This is a genomic window from Acetobacter oeni, assembly GCF_011516825.1.
Classification (GTDB): Bacteria; Pseudomonadota; Alphaproteobacteria; order Acetobacterales; family Acetobacteraceae; genus Acetobacter; species Acetobacter oeni.
On sequence record NZ_WOTA01000001.1, the window covers coordinates 145,363 to 161,352 of the forward strand.

A 15,990-nucleotide genomic window follows, 5' to 3' on the forward strand; every position below is an offset into this window, starting at 1 on the left:
ACCGGTATGTCACGTTTTTTCATTGACCGGCCCGTCTTCGCATGGGTGATCGGGCTCATCATCATGCTCGTGGGTGGCGTTGCCATCTTCCGCATGCCGATCGCGCAGTATCCCTCAATCGCACCGCCACAGGTCGCTCTCACAGTAACCTATCCGGGCGCCTCCGCTGAGACGGTGAACAATACCGTCGTGCGACCGATCCTTCAGCAGATGTTCGGGCTGGACCACCTCGAATATATCTCGGCTCAGTCTTACGCGTCCGGGCAGATGGAAATCGATCTGACCTTCGCTCAGGGAACCGATCCCGACATCGCGCAGGTTCAGGTGCAGAATAAACTGCAGCTGGCCGAGCCCAGACTCCCGACCGAAGTGACCACACAGGGTATTACGGTCGCTAAGGCCGTCAAAAACTTCATGATGGTGGTTGCGCTTATCTCAACCGATCATTCGATGAGCGCGCAGGATGTCGCCGATTACGTCGCGTCCAACATCTCCGATCCCCTGTCGCGTGTCTCCGGCGTCGGCGATCACACGCTGTTCGGCTCTGAATACGCCATGCGGATCTGGCTCGATCCGCAGAAACTGTACAAATATTCACTGACAGTCGGAGACGTCCAGGCCGCGATTCAGACCCAGAACCTGCAGGTCTCTTCCGGTGAACTCGGCGGCCTGCCGGCAAAAGCGGACACACGGCTCGATGCGACAATCGTCGGGCCAGCCAGGCTCTCCTCCCCTGAAGAATTTCGTAAAATTCTGCTGAAAGTTCAGCAAAATGGTTCGCAGGTCACGATCGGTGACGTGGCGAAAGTCGAACTCGGCGCGCAGAGCTATAACTATAACGCCGTTTATAACGGCAGCCCCTCCGTCGGTATGGCGCTGAAGCTCACGCCCGGCGCCAACCAGCTGACAACGGAAGCCGCCGTCCGCGCCGAAATCGCCCAGCTTGAGAAATTCTATCCGCCCGGACTGAAAACGGTTTACCCGCTCGATACCGAGCCGTTCATCGTGCTGTCGATCAAAGAAGTCGTCATTACGCTGGCCGAAGCCATCGGCCTCGTCTTCCTGGTCATGCTGATCTTCCTTCAGAACTTCCGCGCGACCCTGATCCCGACGATCGCGGTGCCTGTCGTCCTGCTCGGCACATTCGGTATCCTTTCTGCTCTCGGCTTCTCGATCAACACGCTGACCATGCTGGCCATGGTGCTCGCTGTCGGCCTTCTGGTCGATGACGCCATTGTCGTGGTCGAAAACGTCGAACGCGTCATGACAGAGAAAAATCTCTCCCCGAAAGAGGCCGCCCGCGTCTCGATGGATGAGATTTCCGGCGCGCTGATCGGCATCGTTCTCGTGCTGACGGCCGTCTTTCTGCCAATGGCGGCCTTCAGCGGCTCGACCGGCGTGATCTACCGGCAGTTCTCGATCACTATCTGTGCGGCCATGTGGCTCTCCGTTCTGGTCGCCATGACCATGACGCCCGCGCTGTGTGCCAGCATGCTCAAACCCGGGCAGCACGAGAAGACGAAAGGTCTTCCCGGCCTGTTCAACCGTGGTTTTACACGCATCACAAAAGGATACCTGTCCGGCGTGCATTTCATGGTCGGCAACCGCGTCCTGGCGCTGCTTGGTTTTGTGGCCATTGTCGGTGTTGCTGTGTTCCTGTTCATGCGGCTTCCCGGCGGCTTCCTGCCGAACGAGGACCAGGGGCTTATCTTCGGTCAGGTCACCCTGCCTCCCGGGGCGACCATGGAACAGACCGCTAAGGTGACACAGAAAGTTTCGGACTACGTCCTGAAAACCGAAAGTAAAAGCGTCCAGTCCGTCTTCGTCATGAATGGCTTCAATTTTGCCGGACAGGGACAGAACTCGGGTGCCTTCTTCATCAAGCTGGCAGACTGGGACGAGCGCACCTCCGCCGGGCAGGATGTACAGTCGATCGCGACACGCATCATGATGCATTTCTGGGGCGACCCGGAAGCGCAGATCTTCGCAATCAATCCTCCGGCCGTGCTTGAACTCGGTAACGCCTCCGGTTTCGATATGGAGCTTGAGGACCGCGGACATCTTGGCCACGCCAAACTTCTTGAAGCCCGCAATATGGTCCTCATGAAAGCGGCTCAGGATAAACGCCTCATGGCCGTCCGGCCCAATGGTATGGAAGACGCACCCCAGTATCATCTCGATATCGATCGCGCGAAAGCCAACGCACTCGGTGTATCGATCACGGACATCAACACACTCATCGAAGGGGCTCTGGGCTCAATCTATGTAAATCAGTTTATGCGCGATGACCGTGTGAAGCAGGTTTATATTCAGGGAACACCGGCATCCCGCATGCTGCCCGAAGATCTCAGCGTCTGGTATCTGCGGAATGCCACGAACACGATGGTGCCGTTCAATACCATTGCCTCCGGAACCTGGATCGTCGGCCCCCAGAAAGTCGAGGATTATAACGGTCTGAATGCCTTTGAAATCCTCGGGCAGCCAGCCGCGGGATACAGTTCCGGTGACGCCATCAGTGCCATGCAGGACATCATGGCGACCCTGCCGCCGGGCATCGGTTACGAATGGACCGGGCTGTCTTTTGAACAGATGGCCGCCGGTTCATCCACCGGTTCACTCTATGCGCTGTCGGCAATCGTGATTCTTCTGTGTCTCGCCGCGCTTTATGAAAGCTGGGCCATTCCGGTGGCCGTGCTGCTCGTAATCCCGCTCGGCGTTCTCGGCGCCATCGCCTCAACACTGTGGCGCAGCATGGATAACGATGTCTATTTTCAGGTGGGGCTGCTTACCACCGTCGGTCTCGCGGTGAAAAACGCCATCCTGATCGTGGAGTTTGCCAAAGCCAATTTTGAAAATGGCCAGTCACTGGAAGAAGCCGTTCTGAATGCTGGCCGGGAACGGCTGCGCCCCATCCTGATGACATCGATTGCGTTCGTGCTCGGCGTGTTTCCCCTCGCCATCGCATCCGGCGCCGGCTCGGCCGCACGTCAGGCGATCGGCACCGCCGTCGTCGGCGGCATGCTCACCGCCACTTTCCTCGCGATCTACTTCGTTCCCCTGTTCTTTGTTCTCGTCCTGCGGCTGTTCCGCGTAAAGCGGCTCGGCGAGCGGGAGGAACATGCCGCGCCGAGTGCGGCCACGTCTTCGGAGACTCACTGATGAACGCCCTCTCCATGGTCCATCGGAGAGCCCGGAAGATCGCGGCACTCCCTCTTTCCGCTGCCCTGCTTTCCGCCTGCACGATGGTGCCGACCTACCACCGGCCCAAAGCGCCGGTAGCGGCAACCTTTCCGAAAGAACCGGCAACAGACATCAAGCCGGAAGGCAAATCACTACAAACGCCCGCCTCAGATCTCGGATGGTCGGATTTCTTCACGGACCCGCGTCTCAGAGCGCTGATCGAAATAGCGATGAAAGAAAACCGTGACCTGCGCACGGCGGCTACCTCGGTCTCGCAGGCCGCCGCACAATACGACGTGCAGCATGCCTCTCTGTTTCCTGCCATCTCGGCATCTGGTGCCGCGATTTACATGGCGCCGTCAAAGACCGCTGGTTTCAGCTTCGCTCCCGGGCAAGGCGAAAGTATTTCAACATTCCGCTATTACAGCGCCGGTATCGGGTTCTCATCTTATGAGATTGATCTGTTCGGACGTATCCGCAGTCTGTCACAGGCTTCAGCCGAAGCCGCGCTGAAAGAAGTGGCAAATGTACGCGCAGTAAGAATCAGCATCGTTTCTCAGGTCGCCAATGCCTATATCGCCTGGCTCGGTGACCGGGACCTGCTTCATATCGCCACCGATGACCTGGACAATCTGTCGGAAAACATGCGCCTGATCCGCCTGCGCTACGAACATGGCGAAGAAAATATGCTGACCCTGCGACAGGCCGAAACAGAGGTTTATCAGGCCGCGCAGCTTAAAGCCCAGCAGGTCCGGCTCGTGGCCCAGGACGAAAACGCCATCACTCTCCTGATCGGCGCTCCGATCCCAGCGGACCTGCCCCCGCCACGGCCTCTGGGCGAGCAGACCCTGATGGGCAATGTCCCCGCGGGCCTGCCGTCAGACCTCCTGTTCAGACGACCGGATATCATCTCTGCGGAGCACGATCTCCTTTCCGCGAATGCGAATATCGGCGCGGCCCGCGCGGCGTTTTTCCCGAAAATCACACTGACCGCGACTGATGGCGTAAGCAGCCTTCTGTTCCATCGTCTGTTTACAGCCCCCGCAACGACCTGGGGTCTGCAACCCAATATCAGTATCCCGATTTTCACATGGGGGCAGAACAGAGGAAACCTTGAGGTCACGAAGGCAATCCGCGAGCAGAAAGTCGCCGCCTATGAAAAAGCGATCCAGACCGCATTCAGGGAGGTCTCCGATACGCTCGTCGCCCGGTCAGCCTACCTTGATCAGGGCAGGCAGATGGACGATCTGGTGAAGGCTTCGGCCGACTCTTATCGTCTGGCGAAAATGCGCTACCAGGCGGGCACGGATTCCTACCTCAATACGCTGGATTCCCAGCGCTCGCTTCTCCAGTCGCAGCAGGCGCGGGTGAACATCCAAGTCGCGAGATATGAAAATCTGGTCACTTTCTATCGCGCGCTTGGTGGCGGATGGATCGAACAGACCGCCCGGTCGCCAAGAGTCCCCTGGACTCCCTGACACGGATCATCACTCTGAATCCCCCGGTTCCGGTATGCGCGTAAACAGCGATTGTCACGGCGGGACTGGCCGATTATAGGGAGGAGAGAGAAGTGCGGGTGTAGTTCAATGGTAGAACGGCAGCTTCCCAAGCTGCATACGAGGGTTCGATTCCCTTCACCCGCTCCAGCCTTCAGGCAGACGGTCACAGACTGCTCCCGATAATGTGAACTCCTGATCCCCCTTTGCGGAATGGCCCTATGAGCCGTGCGTGCGTTGCGCTTACGGCAAGGTTGGCGCAACATGAATTCAAAGCAATCAGGAGCTTTCGATGATCCGTGTTTCTCCGCGTGCCCTTGCCGCATTCGCCATCACAGCCGGTATTGCGTCGGCTTCTCTGCCGGCTCTGGCCGACGATATGCTGCCTCAGCCTGTACCGTCACCCGAGGGCCGCCCGTCTGCCGCCGGAATTACGCCGGCAACCGGGGCTGAGATTGCCTCCGTGACGCCCGCAACACTCGCCGGCCTGCTCAACTTCTGTGTTGAAGCCAATTTTGTATCCCACGATGACGGTGATTCAGTGCAGACCGCACTGAACGCGAAGACAAATGCCGTTCCGTCGGATCAGAACGGAAGCATGGATTACGCCATCGGCACGGCAGGCCAGATGGTTGTTTCCGGTAAAACCTCGACAATCGCGCCGCTTGACCCGGCAACGCAGACCAGGATCTGTTCGACCGTGCTCGCGCGCTCAAAGTCGATGATCTGAATGTAGTCTTCCGGCTGTCAGGTTTCAAAAAAGCCCCGGAATTTCCGGGGCTTTTTTCATGCGTGAAAACATAAACGCCGTTATCCCGCCCTCCGGAACTCAGTCCGGCAGACGCGCAAAGCGGGGACGCCCGTCAACGGTTTCATTCCACATCGCAAGCGGTCGCACCCAGACAGAGCCAAGGCTCTCGCTGCGATAAACAACAAGCCGCTCTTCAGTTTCGCTGTGCCGCGCCGTCGCTATGACCGTGTAAAGACCGCCTTTATAGTGGCGGTAGAGCCCCGGTGTAACGTCATGATTCACTGGCAAAGTCATATCGCCCCTTTGTGAAATTGTGGTTATGGTGGCCCGAGACAAGCCCGCGCCCGACGGCCCGCCAGACGCTTATGCATAACGGAGATGATGATCCTTGCGCCAATTTGCTTCGCCCGCCGGTGAGCGGCAGACAAACCGGCATCCCGTTCGCAGTCTTTTTCCGGAAAAATCTCTGTCCGCAGCGGCGCTGCGCACAGTATTTATGGCGGGCTGTCTGGCCGCTGCGAGCAGTCAGATCCCACTCCTGATCAGTAAAGCGCACGCCCGGACCACGCATCACACATCAAAACATACGCATAGTGCCTCTGCCGCCAGCGCCAGACCGGTTATCCTGTCCCAGCAGCCGGGAACGGAGCTTGATAAACAGGCCCGTGTCCTCAACGCGGACGATATCGCGACAAGCCTTCGCCATCATGAGGAACCCGTCGTGCTGATCGGCTCGGCGCCGCTGTCCACGAAAAAAGGTGAAATCGCCCTGTTCGTCCAGCTCCAGTCGGCGGCGCTGTGCGGCTCGGCCGGCTGCTCAACAGACGTCTATCTCCATACCGGCGACGACTGGATCAAAATCCTTGATTCGGTCAGCGGCGCAATTTCCATTCTGCCGACAAGTCATCAGGGCATGTACGACATCGTTGTCGATGGAACGGATCACTGGATATGGCATGGCGATTCCTATCAGGACACCATAAACGCAGCCCCGGTCGGCAACCTTCGGAATGAAATCGAGCAGTTTCAGAAGAAAAAAGGGATCAGCCCCACATCGGATAACTGACTGTCCGGTCGCACTTACAGGTGAGCCGGCTTACGGCAGTCCGAGCTTCCCGCGGAGCAGGACTTTAATAGCCGGCCACTCCGGAGCCGTGATACTGTAAACGCAGGTATCGCGGATCGTTCCGTTCGGTAAAACCCGATGAAACCGCAGAATACCATCCAGCCGGGCGCCGAGCCGTTCAATGGCGCGCCTGCTTTGCTGATTCAGGACATGAGTGCGCAACTCCACCGCCAGACAGCCCGTAACCTCAAATGCACGCTCAAGCAAAAGCAGTTTTGCTTCTGTGTTGAGCGCGGATTTCTGAACACTGCGCGCATACCATGTCGAGCCTATCTCCATCCTGGGTATCGCCGCTTCGATATTCATGAACGACGTCATGCCGACAATCCGCTTCGTCGGCAGGCTGACAACAGCAAACGGCAACATGGAGCCTTCGTCCCGCAGTTTCAGGCGACGCTCAATCTCACCGGTCATCTCCTCAGGGGAGGGGATGGAAGTGTACCAGAGTTTCCAGAGTTCACCATCGCAAACAGCTTCTGCCAGGGCCGGAGAGTGAGCGACGGAAAGCAGTTCAAGCCGGACAGACTGACCTGTCAGAGTGATCGGCCCGGTCATAAGCCTTTCTGTCACGGGTTTTCGCCAGCAGTCATCGCCCGTCGCAGAGCATCCATGCGACGCCGCGCGGAACGCCGGGAAACCTCCGCGCGCGGTTGTAACTCAAACGCATGAAACGCGCCCGGGAATACCTCCAGCTCAACCGGAACTGACGCGCGTATCATCCTCTGCGCATACTCAATGTCTTCATCCAGAAAAAGGTCCAGCGTTCCGACGCCGATGTAAGCCGGAGGCAGACCGCTCAGATCCGCGCTGCGGAATGGCGCGGCAAATGGCGAGACGCCCTGTCCTCCGGGTGACATGCCCAGAAATGAACGCCAGCCGAAATCGTTCATCTCCCGCGTCCACAGGTAATCGCCGGTGACAGGATTGCGCGGGCTGTCCGGCCCCGTTCTGTCATCCAGCATCGGATATTGAAGATTCTGAAAAGCAAGATGCGGCCCGGAGCGCTGTTTCGCGAGAAGAGCCAGCCCGGCTGCCAGCCCGCCGCCCGCACTCTCGCCCGCAACGCCGATACGACCGACATCAATCCCCAGAGAGTCAGCCTCCGCGACAGTCCAGAGCAGCGCGGCGTAACAGTCGTCAAGCGGGCCGGGAAACGGCGTTTCCGGAGCAAGCCGGTAGTCAACGGAGATAACGACACACTCAAGCCCAGCTGCCCAGTTTCGCAAAAGTGCCAGAGCCGCATCGGGCGTTCCCATCACGAACCCGCCGCCGTGAATATGCAGGATCGCAGGGAGCGGACCACCGGCAAAATTTTCCGGACGCGAGATCAGAACCCTGACATCCGGATCACCCGTCATGCCCGGTATGCTGCGCGCTTCAGTCACAACCGGAAGCTTGTCCACCATGCCGGGCAGATCCCGCCGCGCGGCGCGGGCCGCCGAAAGCAGATCCGCGTCCAGAGCCGCGGACCCGAGCCGGTCCAGAAGAGGCAACAGTTCCGGGTCCACAAGCCTGCGGTTGTCAGACATTCCCTGGACCCTCCTCAGTCCTGCATCTCCGGGTGCGGGCCGCCCCGTCAGTCTTTTACACGCTCAATGTTCGCACCACATGCCGCAAGCTTCCGCTCCACAGCCTCATATCCACGATCCAGATGATAAACGCGGCTCAGAATCGTTTCCCCGTGCGCCGCCAGCCCGGCGAGAATGAGCGAGAACGATGCCCGCAGATCCGTCGCCATCACCGGCGCGCCGGAAAGTGCATGAACGCCCCGGATAATGGCGGAAGACCCGTGAACATTGATGCGGGCACCCATCCGGTTCAGCTCCGGCACATGCATAAAGCGATTCTCGAAGATCGTCTCCGTGATCATCGAGGCCCCTTCGGCCACAGCCAGCATCGCCATGAACTGCGCCTGCATATCGGTCGGAAAACCCGGATAAGGCTCGGTCATGATATCGATGCCACGCAGCGCGCCGGTCCGCCGGACCCGCATCCCGTAATCTTCCTGCGTGACTTCAACCCCGGTCTCTTCAAGGGCACGTACGACGGCCCCCAGATCGTCAACCCGGCCCCCAAGCAGCTTGAGATCGCCCCCGGTGATGCCGGCGGCGCAGGCATAGGTGCCGCATTCGATCCGGTCCGGCATGATCCGGTGCTCGGCGCCATGCAGCGCCTCCACCCCGTCGATGACAAGCGTTCCGGTGCCGCTTCCTCTGATCCGCGCGCCCATCCGGTTCAGACACTCGACCAGATCACCGATCTCCGGCTCACGGGCCGCATTCACGATCTCCGTTCGCCCTTTGGCAAGCGTCGCCGCCATCAGAAGATTTTCAGTCGCTCCGACAGAGGCAAACGGCAGAATGACCCGATCACCGATCAGACCCTTCGGTGCCGTCGCGTTGATGTAGCCGTTCTCAAGCCGGATCTCCGCGCCAAGCGCCTCAAGGCCCCGAAGATGCATGTCCACAGGACGTGTGCCGATCGCGCAACCGCCAGGCAGCGAGACACGCGCCTCCCCGCAGCGGGCCAGCAGAGGACCGAGCACCAGGATCGAAGCCCGCATCTTGGAAACAATATCGTATGGGGCTTCCGTGCTGGTGATGGCGCCGCCGACAGCATAGGACGTGCCGTCGCCATTCAGATCTTCGACCGCAATGCCATGCTGAACCAGCAGATCACGCATGGTCGCAATATCCGCGATCCGCGGAACATTCGTCAGCACCAGCCGCTCCGCCGTCAGCAGCCCGGCCACCATCAGTTTCAGACCCGCGTTCTTGGCACCGCCAATAACGATTTCACCGCGCAGGGGACGACCGCCCCGGATAACAAAACGATCCATCGTTCAGAGCCTCGGTGTGGCAACGCCACGCTGGTGCATATATTTTCCCGCCCGGTCCGCATAACTCACCTCGCAGGGAGACGCGCCCTGGAAGAAGAGAAACTGACAGATGCCTTCATTCGCATAAATACGGGCGGGCAGGGGAGTGGTGTTGCTGATCTCAATCGTAACCTGTCCCTCCCATTCCGGCTCCAGAGGCGTGACATTCACGATGATGCCGCAGCGCGCGTAGGTCGATTTGCCAAGGCAGACGACAAGCGTATCGCGTGGAATGCGAAAATATTCGATCGTATGGGCCAGCACGAAACTGTTCGGCGGAATGATGCAGACATCCGCCTTGCGAGAAACAAAGCTCTCTTCGGAAAAAGACTTCGGATCGACAATGGCACTGTTTACGTCAGTAAAAATACGAAAATCATCCGCGACCCGCGCGTCGTAGCCATAAGATGAGAGACCGTAAGAGATAACGCCGTCACGCTTCTGATTCTCAACAAACGGTTCGATCATGCCATCCTTTGTCGCCCTGTCGCGTATCCATGTATCGGGCATGATCGGCATTAACTGGTCTCCGGGAGAGAATGAGAGGGCTGCACAGGCGGTTCCAGACCTGCCCGCGCGCGAGTCTGCGCCTTACGCCGCCTCAGGTTGGCGCGCAAGGCCCCGGCTTCATCCGCCTGCCGTTTCAGCCTTGCCGCTTCCGCTTCAGGCGTCAGATGAGGTTTTGTAAACCCGGAAGAAGCTTCGGACTCCCTTCCGGACTGCCGCCCGTCCGGCGGCACGCAGGCCGCCTCCGGCTCCGTGTTTTCGGTCTGAGGGGAGGGGGGCTCATGGGGAACGGACATCGCGAAGCTCGGCTGAATTGCAGATTTGAGGCTCCGTCAGGTTATCGCAGCCGCGATCAGACCACCAGACCAGACTCTGCCCGCGTTTCCCGGCGCCAGACTGTGCGACATGGCAACCTTCCCGGACCGTTTTCGTTGATTATAAGCACAACAATGAGGAGCATAGTGCTCATGAATACGATTGAAACGCACCGGCAGATTCGGGACGGAAATCCGGCGGCACGCCGTACTCTCCGGATGGCTGTCGCCAGTGTTACCCTGCTCGCGCTCGCAGCATGCAACACGGTATCCGGTGCCGGAAAAGATGTCAGTTCCATAGGCCATAACGTAAGCCGCGGCGCAAACGCGGCTCAGCAGGGCATAACAAACACCACGGGCGCATCCAGCCACTGATTCGGCAATCTGCGTGCAGGCGGAGGGTCGATTATCTTCCCGCTGCCTGAGCCGGTATCCCGTCACATCATAAAGAGAAAAAGCCAGCACATGTCTGTTCCGGGTGCGCTGGTGTGAATAACGATTCGGGTGACCGCGCGGCCCCGTCCGGCAGACTTGCAAATATAAGTTGCGCGATGATTTTATGCCGCCGCTTCCACCCGGAAGCCCGTCGTTTTTCGGGTAATGACCGGCTTATGGCTGCGTATTTCATGACAGAATATCCGGTCCCGTCGTATGACTGTTACATGAGACGGCTTTGCTGATCCCCGCGTTCCCCGGTTCCGATGGCAATACTGTCATGGTTTGTGGGACGAAGAAGTCTGATACATGGCCTCTCCGGGCCTCCGGCTCCTCAGTAATGCGCTTCCGAAACAGGATTCTGCCATGACATCTGCCCCCGATCGCGCTTCCCTCTCTCTGCCGTCAACGCACCCCCTGTTCCTTGATCGCTGGTCGCCGCGTGCGTTCCTGGACGCGCCGATGAGCACCGGAGAACTGCAATCCATCATGGAAGCCGCGCGATGGGCGCCGTCAGCCTATAATTCACAGCCATGGCGTTTTCTGTGCGCCAGAAAAGGCACCCCGAACTGGAACAGCTTCCTGTCCTGGCTCGTTCCGTTCAACCAGTCCTGGGCCGGAAATGCCTCCGCGCTTATCTACGTCGCCTCGCGGACCGTCATGCTGTCCCCATCCGGAAAAACCGTTCCGGCCACGACACACGAATTCGATGCAGGCGCCGCCGCCATGCTGCTGCAGCTTCAGGCCGCTCATCTCGGCTGGGCAACCCATGCCATGAGCGGATTCGACGTGGAAGCCGCTCATAAAGGACTTGCCGCGCCGGCTGATTTTAAAATTCACGCCGCCATCGCCATCGGAAAACAGGGGCCTGCGGATCTCCTGCCCGAAGGCATGAGGCCGCGGGAAGCTCCGTCGGATCGCGCGCCGCTGGCAACTCTGGCATGGGAGGGTACGTTCGAAGGGCACAATGAACCCTGATACCGGGCGCTCCCGATGCACGTTCGTGTCTCGGGAGAAAAACGTATGAGGAAGGCATGTCCGACGGGTCAGTTATGACAGGATTCATTTAACGATGGCACAATGCCATACCAGCGCCCGAAATGGTGCGTACCCTGAGCAGGGCTATCATCGTACCCGCGGATATGGGCTGTCGTCACAGACATATCCTGCAAAATAAACGAATCGGGCTCGCAACGGCGGACCCGGATGGAGGATATGAATGGAGGTGACGGGCCTGGCAGCCGTGCTGCTCGCAACGGCGCTGCTGCTGGTGATCGTGAGCGCGGTGCAACCCGTGGCGCGACGCCTCGAAGTCTCCGAAACGGTTCTGCTCGCCGTCGTCGGCATTATCATCGGCGGCGGCGCGGATCTCGTGCTGCGAAGCACCTATACCGATTCGCTCTCCGGCGTGGCCGGCACCGCGATTAACGGCGTTGCCGAAACACTGCTCGATTTCCCCGTCAGCAGTGAGGTCTTCCTGCTGGTGTTCCTGCCGGTCCTGGTCTTCCAGGGCGCTATGGCGATCGACGTGCGACGACTGGCCGAAGAAACGGCCACAGTCCTGCTGCTCGCCGTCGTCGCCGTCGTCGTCTCCACGGCAACAATCGGCCTTGCCCTGATGCCGTTCGCGCAGATGCCCCTGATCGTCTGCCTGCTTCTCGGGTCAATCGTTGCCACAACTGATCCGTCCGCCGTCGCTGGTATCTTCCGGGATATCGGCGCCTCATCCCGCCTGACCCGTCTTGTCGAAGGCGAAGCCCTGCTGAACGACGCCGCGGCCATCTCGATCTTCGCCGTCCTCCTGAGTGCCGTAACCTCGCACCACCCGATCGAGATTGGCAGCGCCGCGCTGGAATTCGTTCTTTCCTTCGCGGGCGCCATCGTGGTCGGGATCGTGGGCGCGCGCGCGATGCTGTACATGATCACCGTGCTCGGCAACGCGCCGGCGGCTGAAACGACCCTGACGGTCGCACTGCCCTACATCGTCTATATTGTCTGTGACGATATTCTCGGCGTCTCCGGCGTCGTGGCCACGGCGGTCGCGGGCCTGACCATGTCGGTCTATGGCCCTTCAACCTTCCGTCCCCAGACATGGCACTTCCTCAACGAACTCTGGCAGCAGCTCGTCTTCTGGGCCGGTTCCCTGGTGTTCGTCCTCGCCTCCATGCTCGTGCCCCGCCTGATGGTCGGCATGACCCGCTGGGACATCGTGCTGATCCTGATCGCCAGCGCGGCGGGGCTGGTGGCGCGTGCCTCCGTAGTGTTCGGCCTGCTGCCGATCCTCGCCATGACACGCCTCGCGCCGCCCGTGCCCGGCCCCTTCAAGGTGACGATGGTCTGGGGCGGGCTGCGCGGCGCCATCACGCTCGCCCTCGCCCTCGCCGTCACGGAAAACCAGCATATCTCCACGCCGATCGCGCACTTCATCGGTATCATCGCGACAGGGTTCGTGCTCATCACCCTGCTGGTGAACGGCACGACCCTGCGGTCGGTCGTGCTGTTTCTCAAGCTCGATCAGCTCTCGCCAATGGATCAGGCCATGCGCCACCAGGTGGTCGGTATCGCACTGGAAAAGGTGGCGGCCCGTGCGAAGGAAACCGGCGAGGAACTTGGTTTCTCACCGGATGCCACACGATCCGTGATCGACGGCCTGGATGAGCGCAGCGATGAAGAAAAATCGGCCAACACGTTCGACACGGCCCTGGGTGACCGTCAGCGCGTGACGCTGGCGCTGATCACGATCGCAAACCAGGAGCGCTCGATCCTGCTGGACCTGTTCCGCATTCAGGGCCTGTCCCGCCGCGTCATGGAAAACCTGCTGCGAACGTCCGACGCCATGGTGGACGGCGCCCGTCTGCAGGGCCGTTTCGGTTATGTGCGGGCCATCAGACGCCGCCTGCGCCCGTCTCTCCGCTTCCGCCTCGCTCAGGAGATTCACAACCGTTTCCATTACGATCGTCCGCTGATGGTCTGTATGGCCGAGCGGTTCGAAATGCTGATGGTGACGCATCTGGTGTCCCTGTCACTCACCCGGTTCCTGCGCGACCGTATGGAGCCCACGCTCGGCACCCGTGTCAGCGAGATCGTGTCCGAAACGCTCTCGCGTCAGCGCAAAATGCTCGATGAGGCGCTTGCCACTCTGCGCCTGCACTACCCGGGCTATTCCGAAGCCCTGGAAAACCGGATTTTCCGCCAGATCGTGCTGCGGCTCGAAAATCAGGAGTTTGATTCCCTCCACACTGAATCCCTGATCAGCGACGAACTTTATCGTGAACTGCACCGGGACGTGGACCGGCGTCGCCAGCGTCTCGACCGGCCCATGACGTTCAACCTCAAGAACAATATTGAAGATCGCCTGCGGCATGCCGCCGTGTTCAGGGGGCTTCCCGCTGCGGCCCTGCACGATCTCGCCATGACGACCTCGCTGCGCTTCCCGTCTCCCGGTGAAGCCATTCTCCGACGCGGGCACAAGGTGCATTCCGTTTTCTTCGTCAGCGCCGGTCTTGCCGAAATGCACGTGGCCGAACGCGATGTCCGCTTCGGCGCCGGAGATGTCATCGGCGCCGTCGAAGTCACCGACCACCGGCCCATGCCAGGCACAGTAAGGGCCCTGCAATTCGGCCACATGCTGGTGATTTCAGCAACACGTTTCAAGCGGTTGCTGGAAGACTATCCGGTTGTCGCCAAAAATCTGGAAGAACTTCTGAGGTCACATCAGCAGGACGATCCGCAGGCCGTCCTGCTTCCCCATCAGGAGTTCGATGAAGAAAATCCCCCCGGAAGCGCCGCCCAGGAACTCCTGTCGGTGACTTCGAACGCCCACGAATGAAGAGAGGCCATTTTTCCTGAAATATCTGTCAGACCGGCCCGAAAGCACCTTTCCCGCTCAGAAACCGGAAAAGACTGCGGCCCCAGCGCCGGCTGACCAGGATCCCGATCCCCACCGCCAGAACGGGCGCGCCGGTCGAAACAATCCCGCCATATTTCCCGGCAAAATGAGTGGTCGAAAGACACACATCCAGCAGCGTTACCACCCAGAACAAACCTGACCACAGAAGGGTCAGATACCTGAAAAACAGCGTTATATCGCGCCGTTCCGGGAAGGGTGCCTTCTGTGCGTACTCGGCAAGACGTTGAATAACGGGCGGCCGCATAAAAGCACCGGCGAAAAACATAAGCGCGAACAGGGCGTTCGTCGCCGTGCCCTCCCAGGGCTCAATAGCAGACAGACCGAACGTGAGTTCCGCCAGAATGGAAAGACTCATCAATCCGTTCACCAGCCACCAGAGCACGGGGATCGGGCGCCGCAGGACCACATGACGAACAAGATCGGCAGCGACAAACAGCAGCGTCAGTTCACTCGCAACACGATGCCCGAACAGACTGTCCATCACCCACAGCGCGACCAGCCCGCCAAAATCATTCATCAGACTGAGAAGCTTCGAACGGCGAGCCGAAGCCGGATCAGGGGAGGGCAGAACTGGGGGCATTGTCTTTATCCGTTCTTGACAGTGGAAAGATGTCATGACCCGAATGCAGCCGTCAAACAAATCTTTCCACTGGAAAGACATCCGGGATCACCTTTCGCCATGCACGCCATACCATGAAGAAGCCGGGAAAACGTGCAGGCGAGCCTTCCCGTGCCGGAAATGATCGCTCCACAGGCCAGACCACACGCTATCATCATGGCGACCTCTCCGGCGCACTGCTTTCTGCAGCCCGCTTCATTCTTGATCGTGACGGCGTGTCCGCGCTCGGCCTGCGACCCGTCACTCGCGCCGCCGGCGTTTCTCACACCGCCGCCGCGCATCATTTTGGCGATCTGGCCGGGCTCCTGTCGGAACTGGCGGCAACCGGGCTGGATGAACTCCGCGCAGCCATAATCTCAGCAGCAGGCACCCCGCGCCTGATCGCCGAAGCCTATGTTTTCTATGCCCTGAGGCACCCTCATATGTTCGAACTCATGTTCCGGAGCGACCTCATCGACAGAACCTCTCCGCGCTACCGGAACGCGGCGTCAGCCCTGTTCGCAATGCTGGCAGGTTCGCCTGAGGTGTCCGATCATGACGGACAGAAGGAAACAGACGGTTACGACAGCCAGGATGCCGCCCGCTACACCGCCGCCTGGGGGCTCGTCCATGGCATTGCCGTGCTGGCCACAGACGGACGTCTCGATCCGTTGATTTCAAGGCTGCGCGAGCCGATGAGCCGCGAAGACCTCGTGCGACAGGCAATTCTCAGCGTTCCGCCCTTTCTGTAAGCCCCCACCGGAGTGCGAAGAACGACATTCCGCGATTGCACTG

At 59.7% G+C, this 15,990-nt stretch carries 15 protein-coding genes and 1 tRNA gene; 9 read left to right on the forward strand and 7 right to left on the reverse strand.

Features of this window, described 5'->3' with window-relative positions:
- Positions 1 to 6 precede the first annotated feature (6 nt).
- The 4 genes from GOB90_RS00605 (at position 7) to GOB90_RS00620 (ending at position 5,406) form a co-directional block, all read left to right on the forward strand.
- The gene (locus tag GOB90_RS00605) at positions 7 to 3,159 is read left to right on the forward strand and encodes an efflux RND transporter permease subunit (protein WP_146885346.1); all 3,153 of its coding nucleotides are present in this window, start codon (positions 7 to 9) and stop codon (positions 3,157 to 3,159) included.
- Positions 3,159 to 4,658 (forward strand): efflux transporter outer membrane subunit, encoded by a 1,500-nt coding sequence (locus GOB90_RS00610; protein WP_146885348.1) that lies wholly within the window; start codon positions 3,159 to 3,161, stop codon positions 4,656 to 4,658. Before GOB90_RS00605 ends, GOB90_RS00610 begins: the two co-directional genes overlap by 1 nt.
- A gap of 94 nt (positions 4,659 to 4,752) precedes the next feature.
- A tRNA-Gly gene (locus GOB90_RS00615) sits at positions 4,753 to 4,826 on the forward strand.
- Between the two features lie 142 nt (positions 4,827 to 4,968).
- A complete protein-coding gene (locus GOB90_RS00620) occupies positions 4,969 to 5,406 on the forward strand; it encodes an alcohol dehydrogenase (protein WP_146885350.1) in 438 nt (145 codons plus the stop codon).
- A 99-nt stretch (positions 5,407 to 5,505) separates the two neighbouring features.
- Here GOB90_RS00620 and GOB90_RS00625 read toward each other — a convergent pair whose 3' ends face one another.
- A complete protein-coding gene (locus tag GOB90_RS00625) occupies positions 5,506 to 5,709 on the reverse strand; it encodes a DUF1653 domain-containing protein (RefSeq protein WP_338077369.1) in 204 nt (67 codons plus the stop codon).
- A gap of 214 nt (positions 5,710 to 5,923) precedes the next feature.
- Between GOB90_RS00625 and GOB90_RS00630 the strand changes: the two genes are divergently transcribed.
- A complete protein-coding gene (locus tag GOB90_RS00630; RefSeq protein WP_146885456.1) occupies positions 5,924 to 6,493 on the forward strand; it encodes a hypothetical protein in 570 nt (189 codons plus the stop codon).
- 30 nt (positions 6,494 to 6,523) lie between these two features.
- Here GOB90_RS00630 and GOB90_RS00635 read toward each other — a convergent pair whose 3' ends face one another.
- From GOB90_RS00635 to GOB90_RS00655, 5 genes are read right to left on the reverse strand one after another with little or no spacing between them, the layout of a single operon-like run.
- A complete protein-coding gene (locus GOB90_RS00635) occupies positions 6,524 to 7,108 on the reverse strand; it encodes a GNAT family N-acetyltransferase (protein ID WP_173571858.1) in 585 nt (194 codons plus the stop codon).
- An 11-nt stretch (positions 7,109 to 7,119) separates the two neighbouring features.
- The gene (locus tag GOB90_RS00640; protein WP_146885356.1) at positions 7,120 to 8,082 is read right to left on the reverse strand and encodes an alpha/beta hydrolase; all 963 of its coding nucleotides are present in this window, start codon (positions 8,080 to 8,082) and stop codon (positions 7,120 to 7,122) included.
- A gap of 47 nt (positions 8,083 to 8,129) precedes the next feature.
- Positions 8,130 to 9,392 (reverse strand): UDP-N-acetylglucosamine 1-carboxyvinyltransferase, encoded by a 1,263-nt coding sequence (murA, locus tag GOB90_RS00645; protein ID WP_146885358.1) that lies wholly within the window; start codon positions 9,390 to 9,392, stop codon positions 8,130 to 8,132.
- A 3-nt stretch (positions 9,393 to 9,395) separates the two neighbouring features.
- On the reverse strand, positions 9,396 to 9,950 hold the full coding sequence (gene dcd, locus GOB90_RS00650; protein ID WP_146885360.1) for a dCTP deaminase: 555 nt from the start codon (positions 9,948 to 9,950) through the stop codon (positions 9,396 to 9,398).
- On the reverse strand, positions 9,950 to 10,234 hold the full coding sequence (locus tag GOB90_RS00655) for a hypothetical protein (protein ID WP_194300812.1): 285 nt from the start codon (positions 10,232 to 10,234) through the stop codon (positions 9,950 to 9,952). Before GOB90_RS00655 ends, dcd begins: the two co-directional genes overlap by 1 nt.
- A gap of 171 nt (positions 10,235 to 10,405) precedes the next feature.
- Between GOB90_RS00655 and GOB90_RS00660 the strand changes: the two genes are divergently transcribed.
- The 3 genes from GOB90_RS00660 to GOB90_RS00670 all read left to right on the forward strand — a co-directional run bounded on the left by GOB90_RS00660 (position 10,406) and on the right by GOB90_RS00670 (position 14,516).
- Complete coding sequence (locus tag GOB90_RS00660; RefSeq protein WP_242011704.1) at positions 10,406 to 10,627, forward strand: entericidin; 222 nt, start codon at positions 10,406 to 10,408, stop codon at positions 10,625 to 10,627.
- 426 nt (positions 10,628 to 11,053) lie between these two features.
- Positions 11,054 to 11,665, forward strand: coding sequence for a nitroreductase family protein (locus GOB90_RS00665; protein ID WP_146885362.1), 612 nt, complete (start codon positions 11,054 to 11,056; stop codon positions 11,663 to 11,665).
- A 241-nt stretch (positions 11,666 to 11,906) separates the two neighbouring features.
- Complete coding sequence (locus GOB90_RS00670) at positions 11,907 to 14,516, forward strand: cation:proton antiporter (protein WP_146885365.1); 2,610 nt, start codon at positions 11,907 to 11,909, stop codon at positions 14,514 to 14,516.
- Between the two features lie 28 nt (positions 14,517 to 14,544).
- Here the strand turns inward: GOB90_RS00670 and GOB90_RS00675 are convergent, their stop codons facing one another.
- Positions 14,545 to 15,177: a hypothetical protein gene (locus tag GOB90_RS00675; RefSeq protein WP_146885367.1), complete on the reverse strand. Its 633-nt coding sequence runs from the start codon at positions 15,175 to 15,177 to the stop codon at positions 14,545 to 14,547.
- A gap of 113 nt (positions 15,178 to 15,290) precedes the next feature.
- Here GOB90_RS00675 and GOB90_RS00680 point away from each other — a divergent pair, with 113 nt between their 5' ends.
- Positions 15,291 to 15,947, forward strand: coding sequence for a TetR/AcrR family transcriptional regulator (locus GOB90_RS00680; protein WP_146885369.1), 657 nt, complete (start codon positions 15,291 to 15,293; stop codon positions 15,945 to 15,947).
- Positions 15,948 to 15,990: the final 43 nt, after the last annotated feature.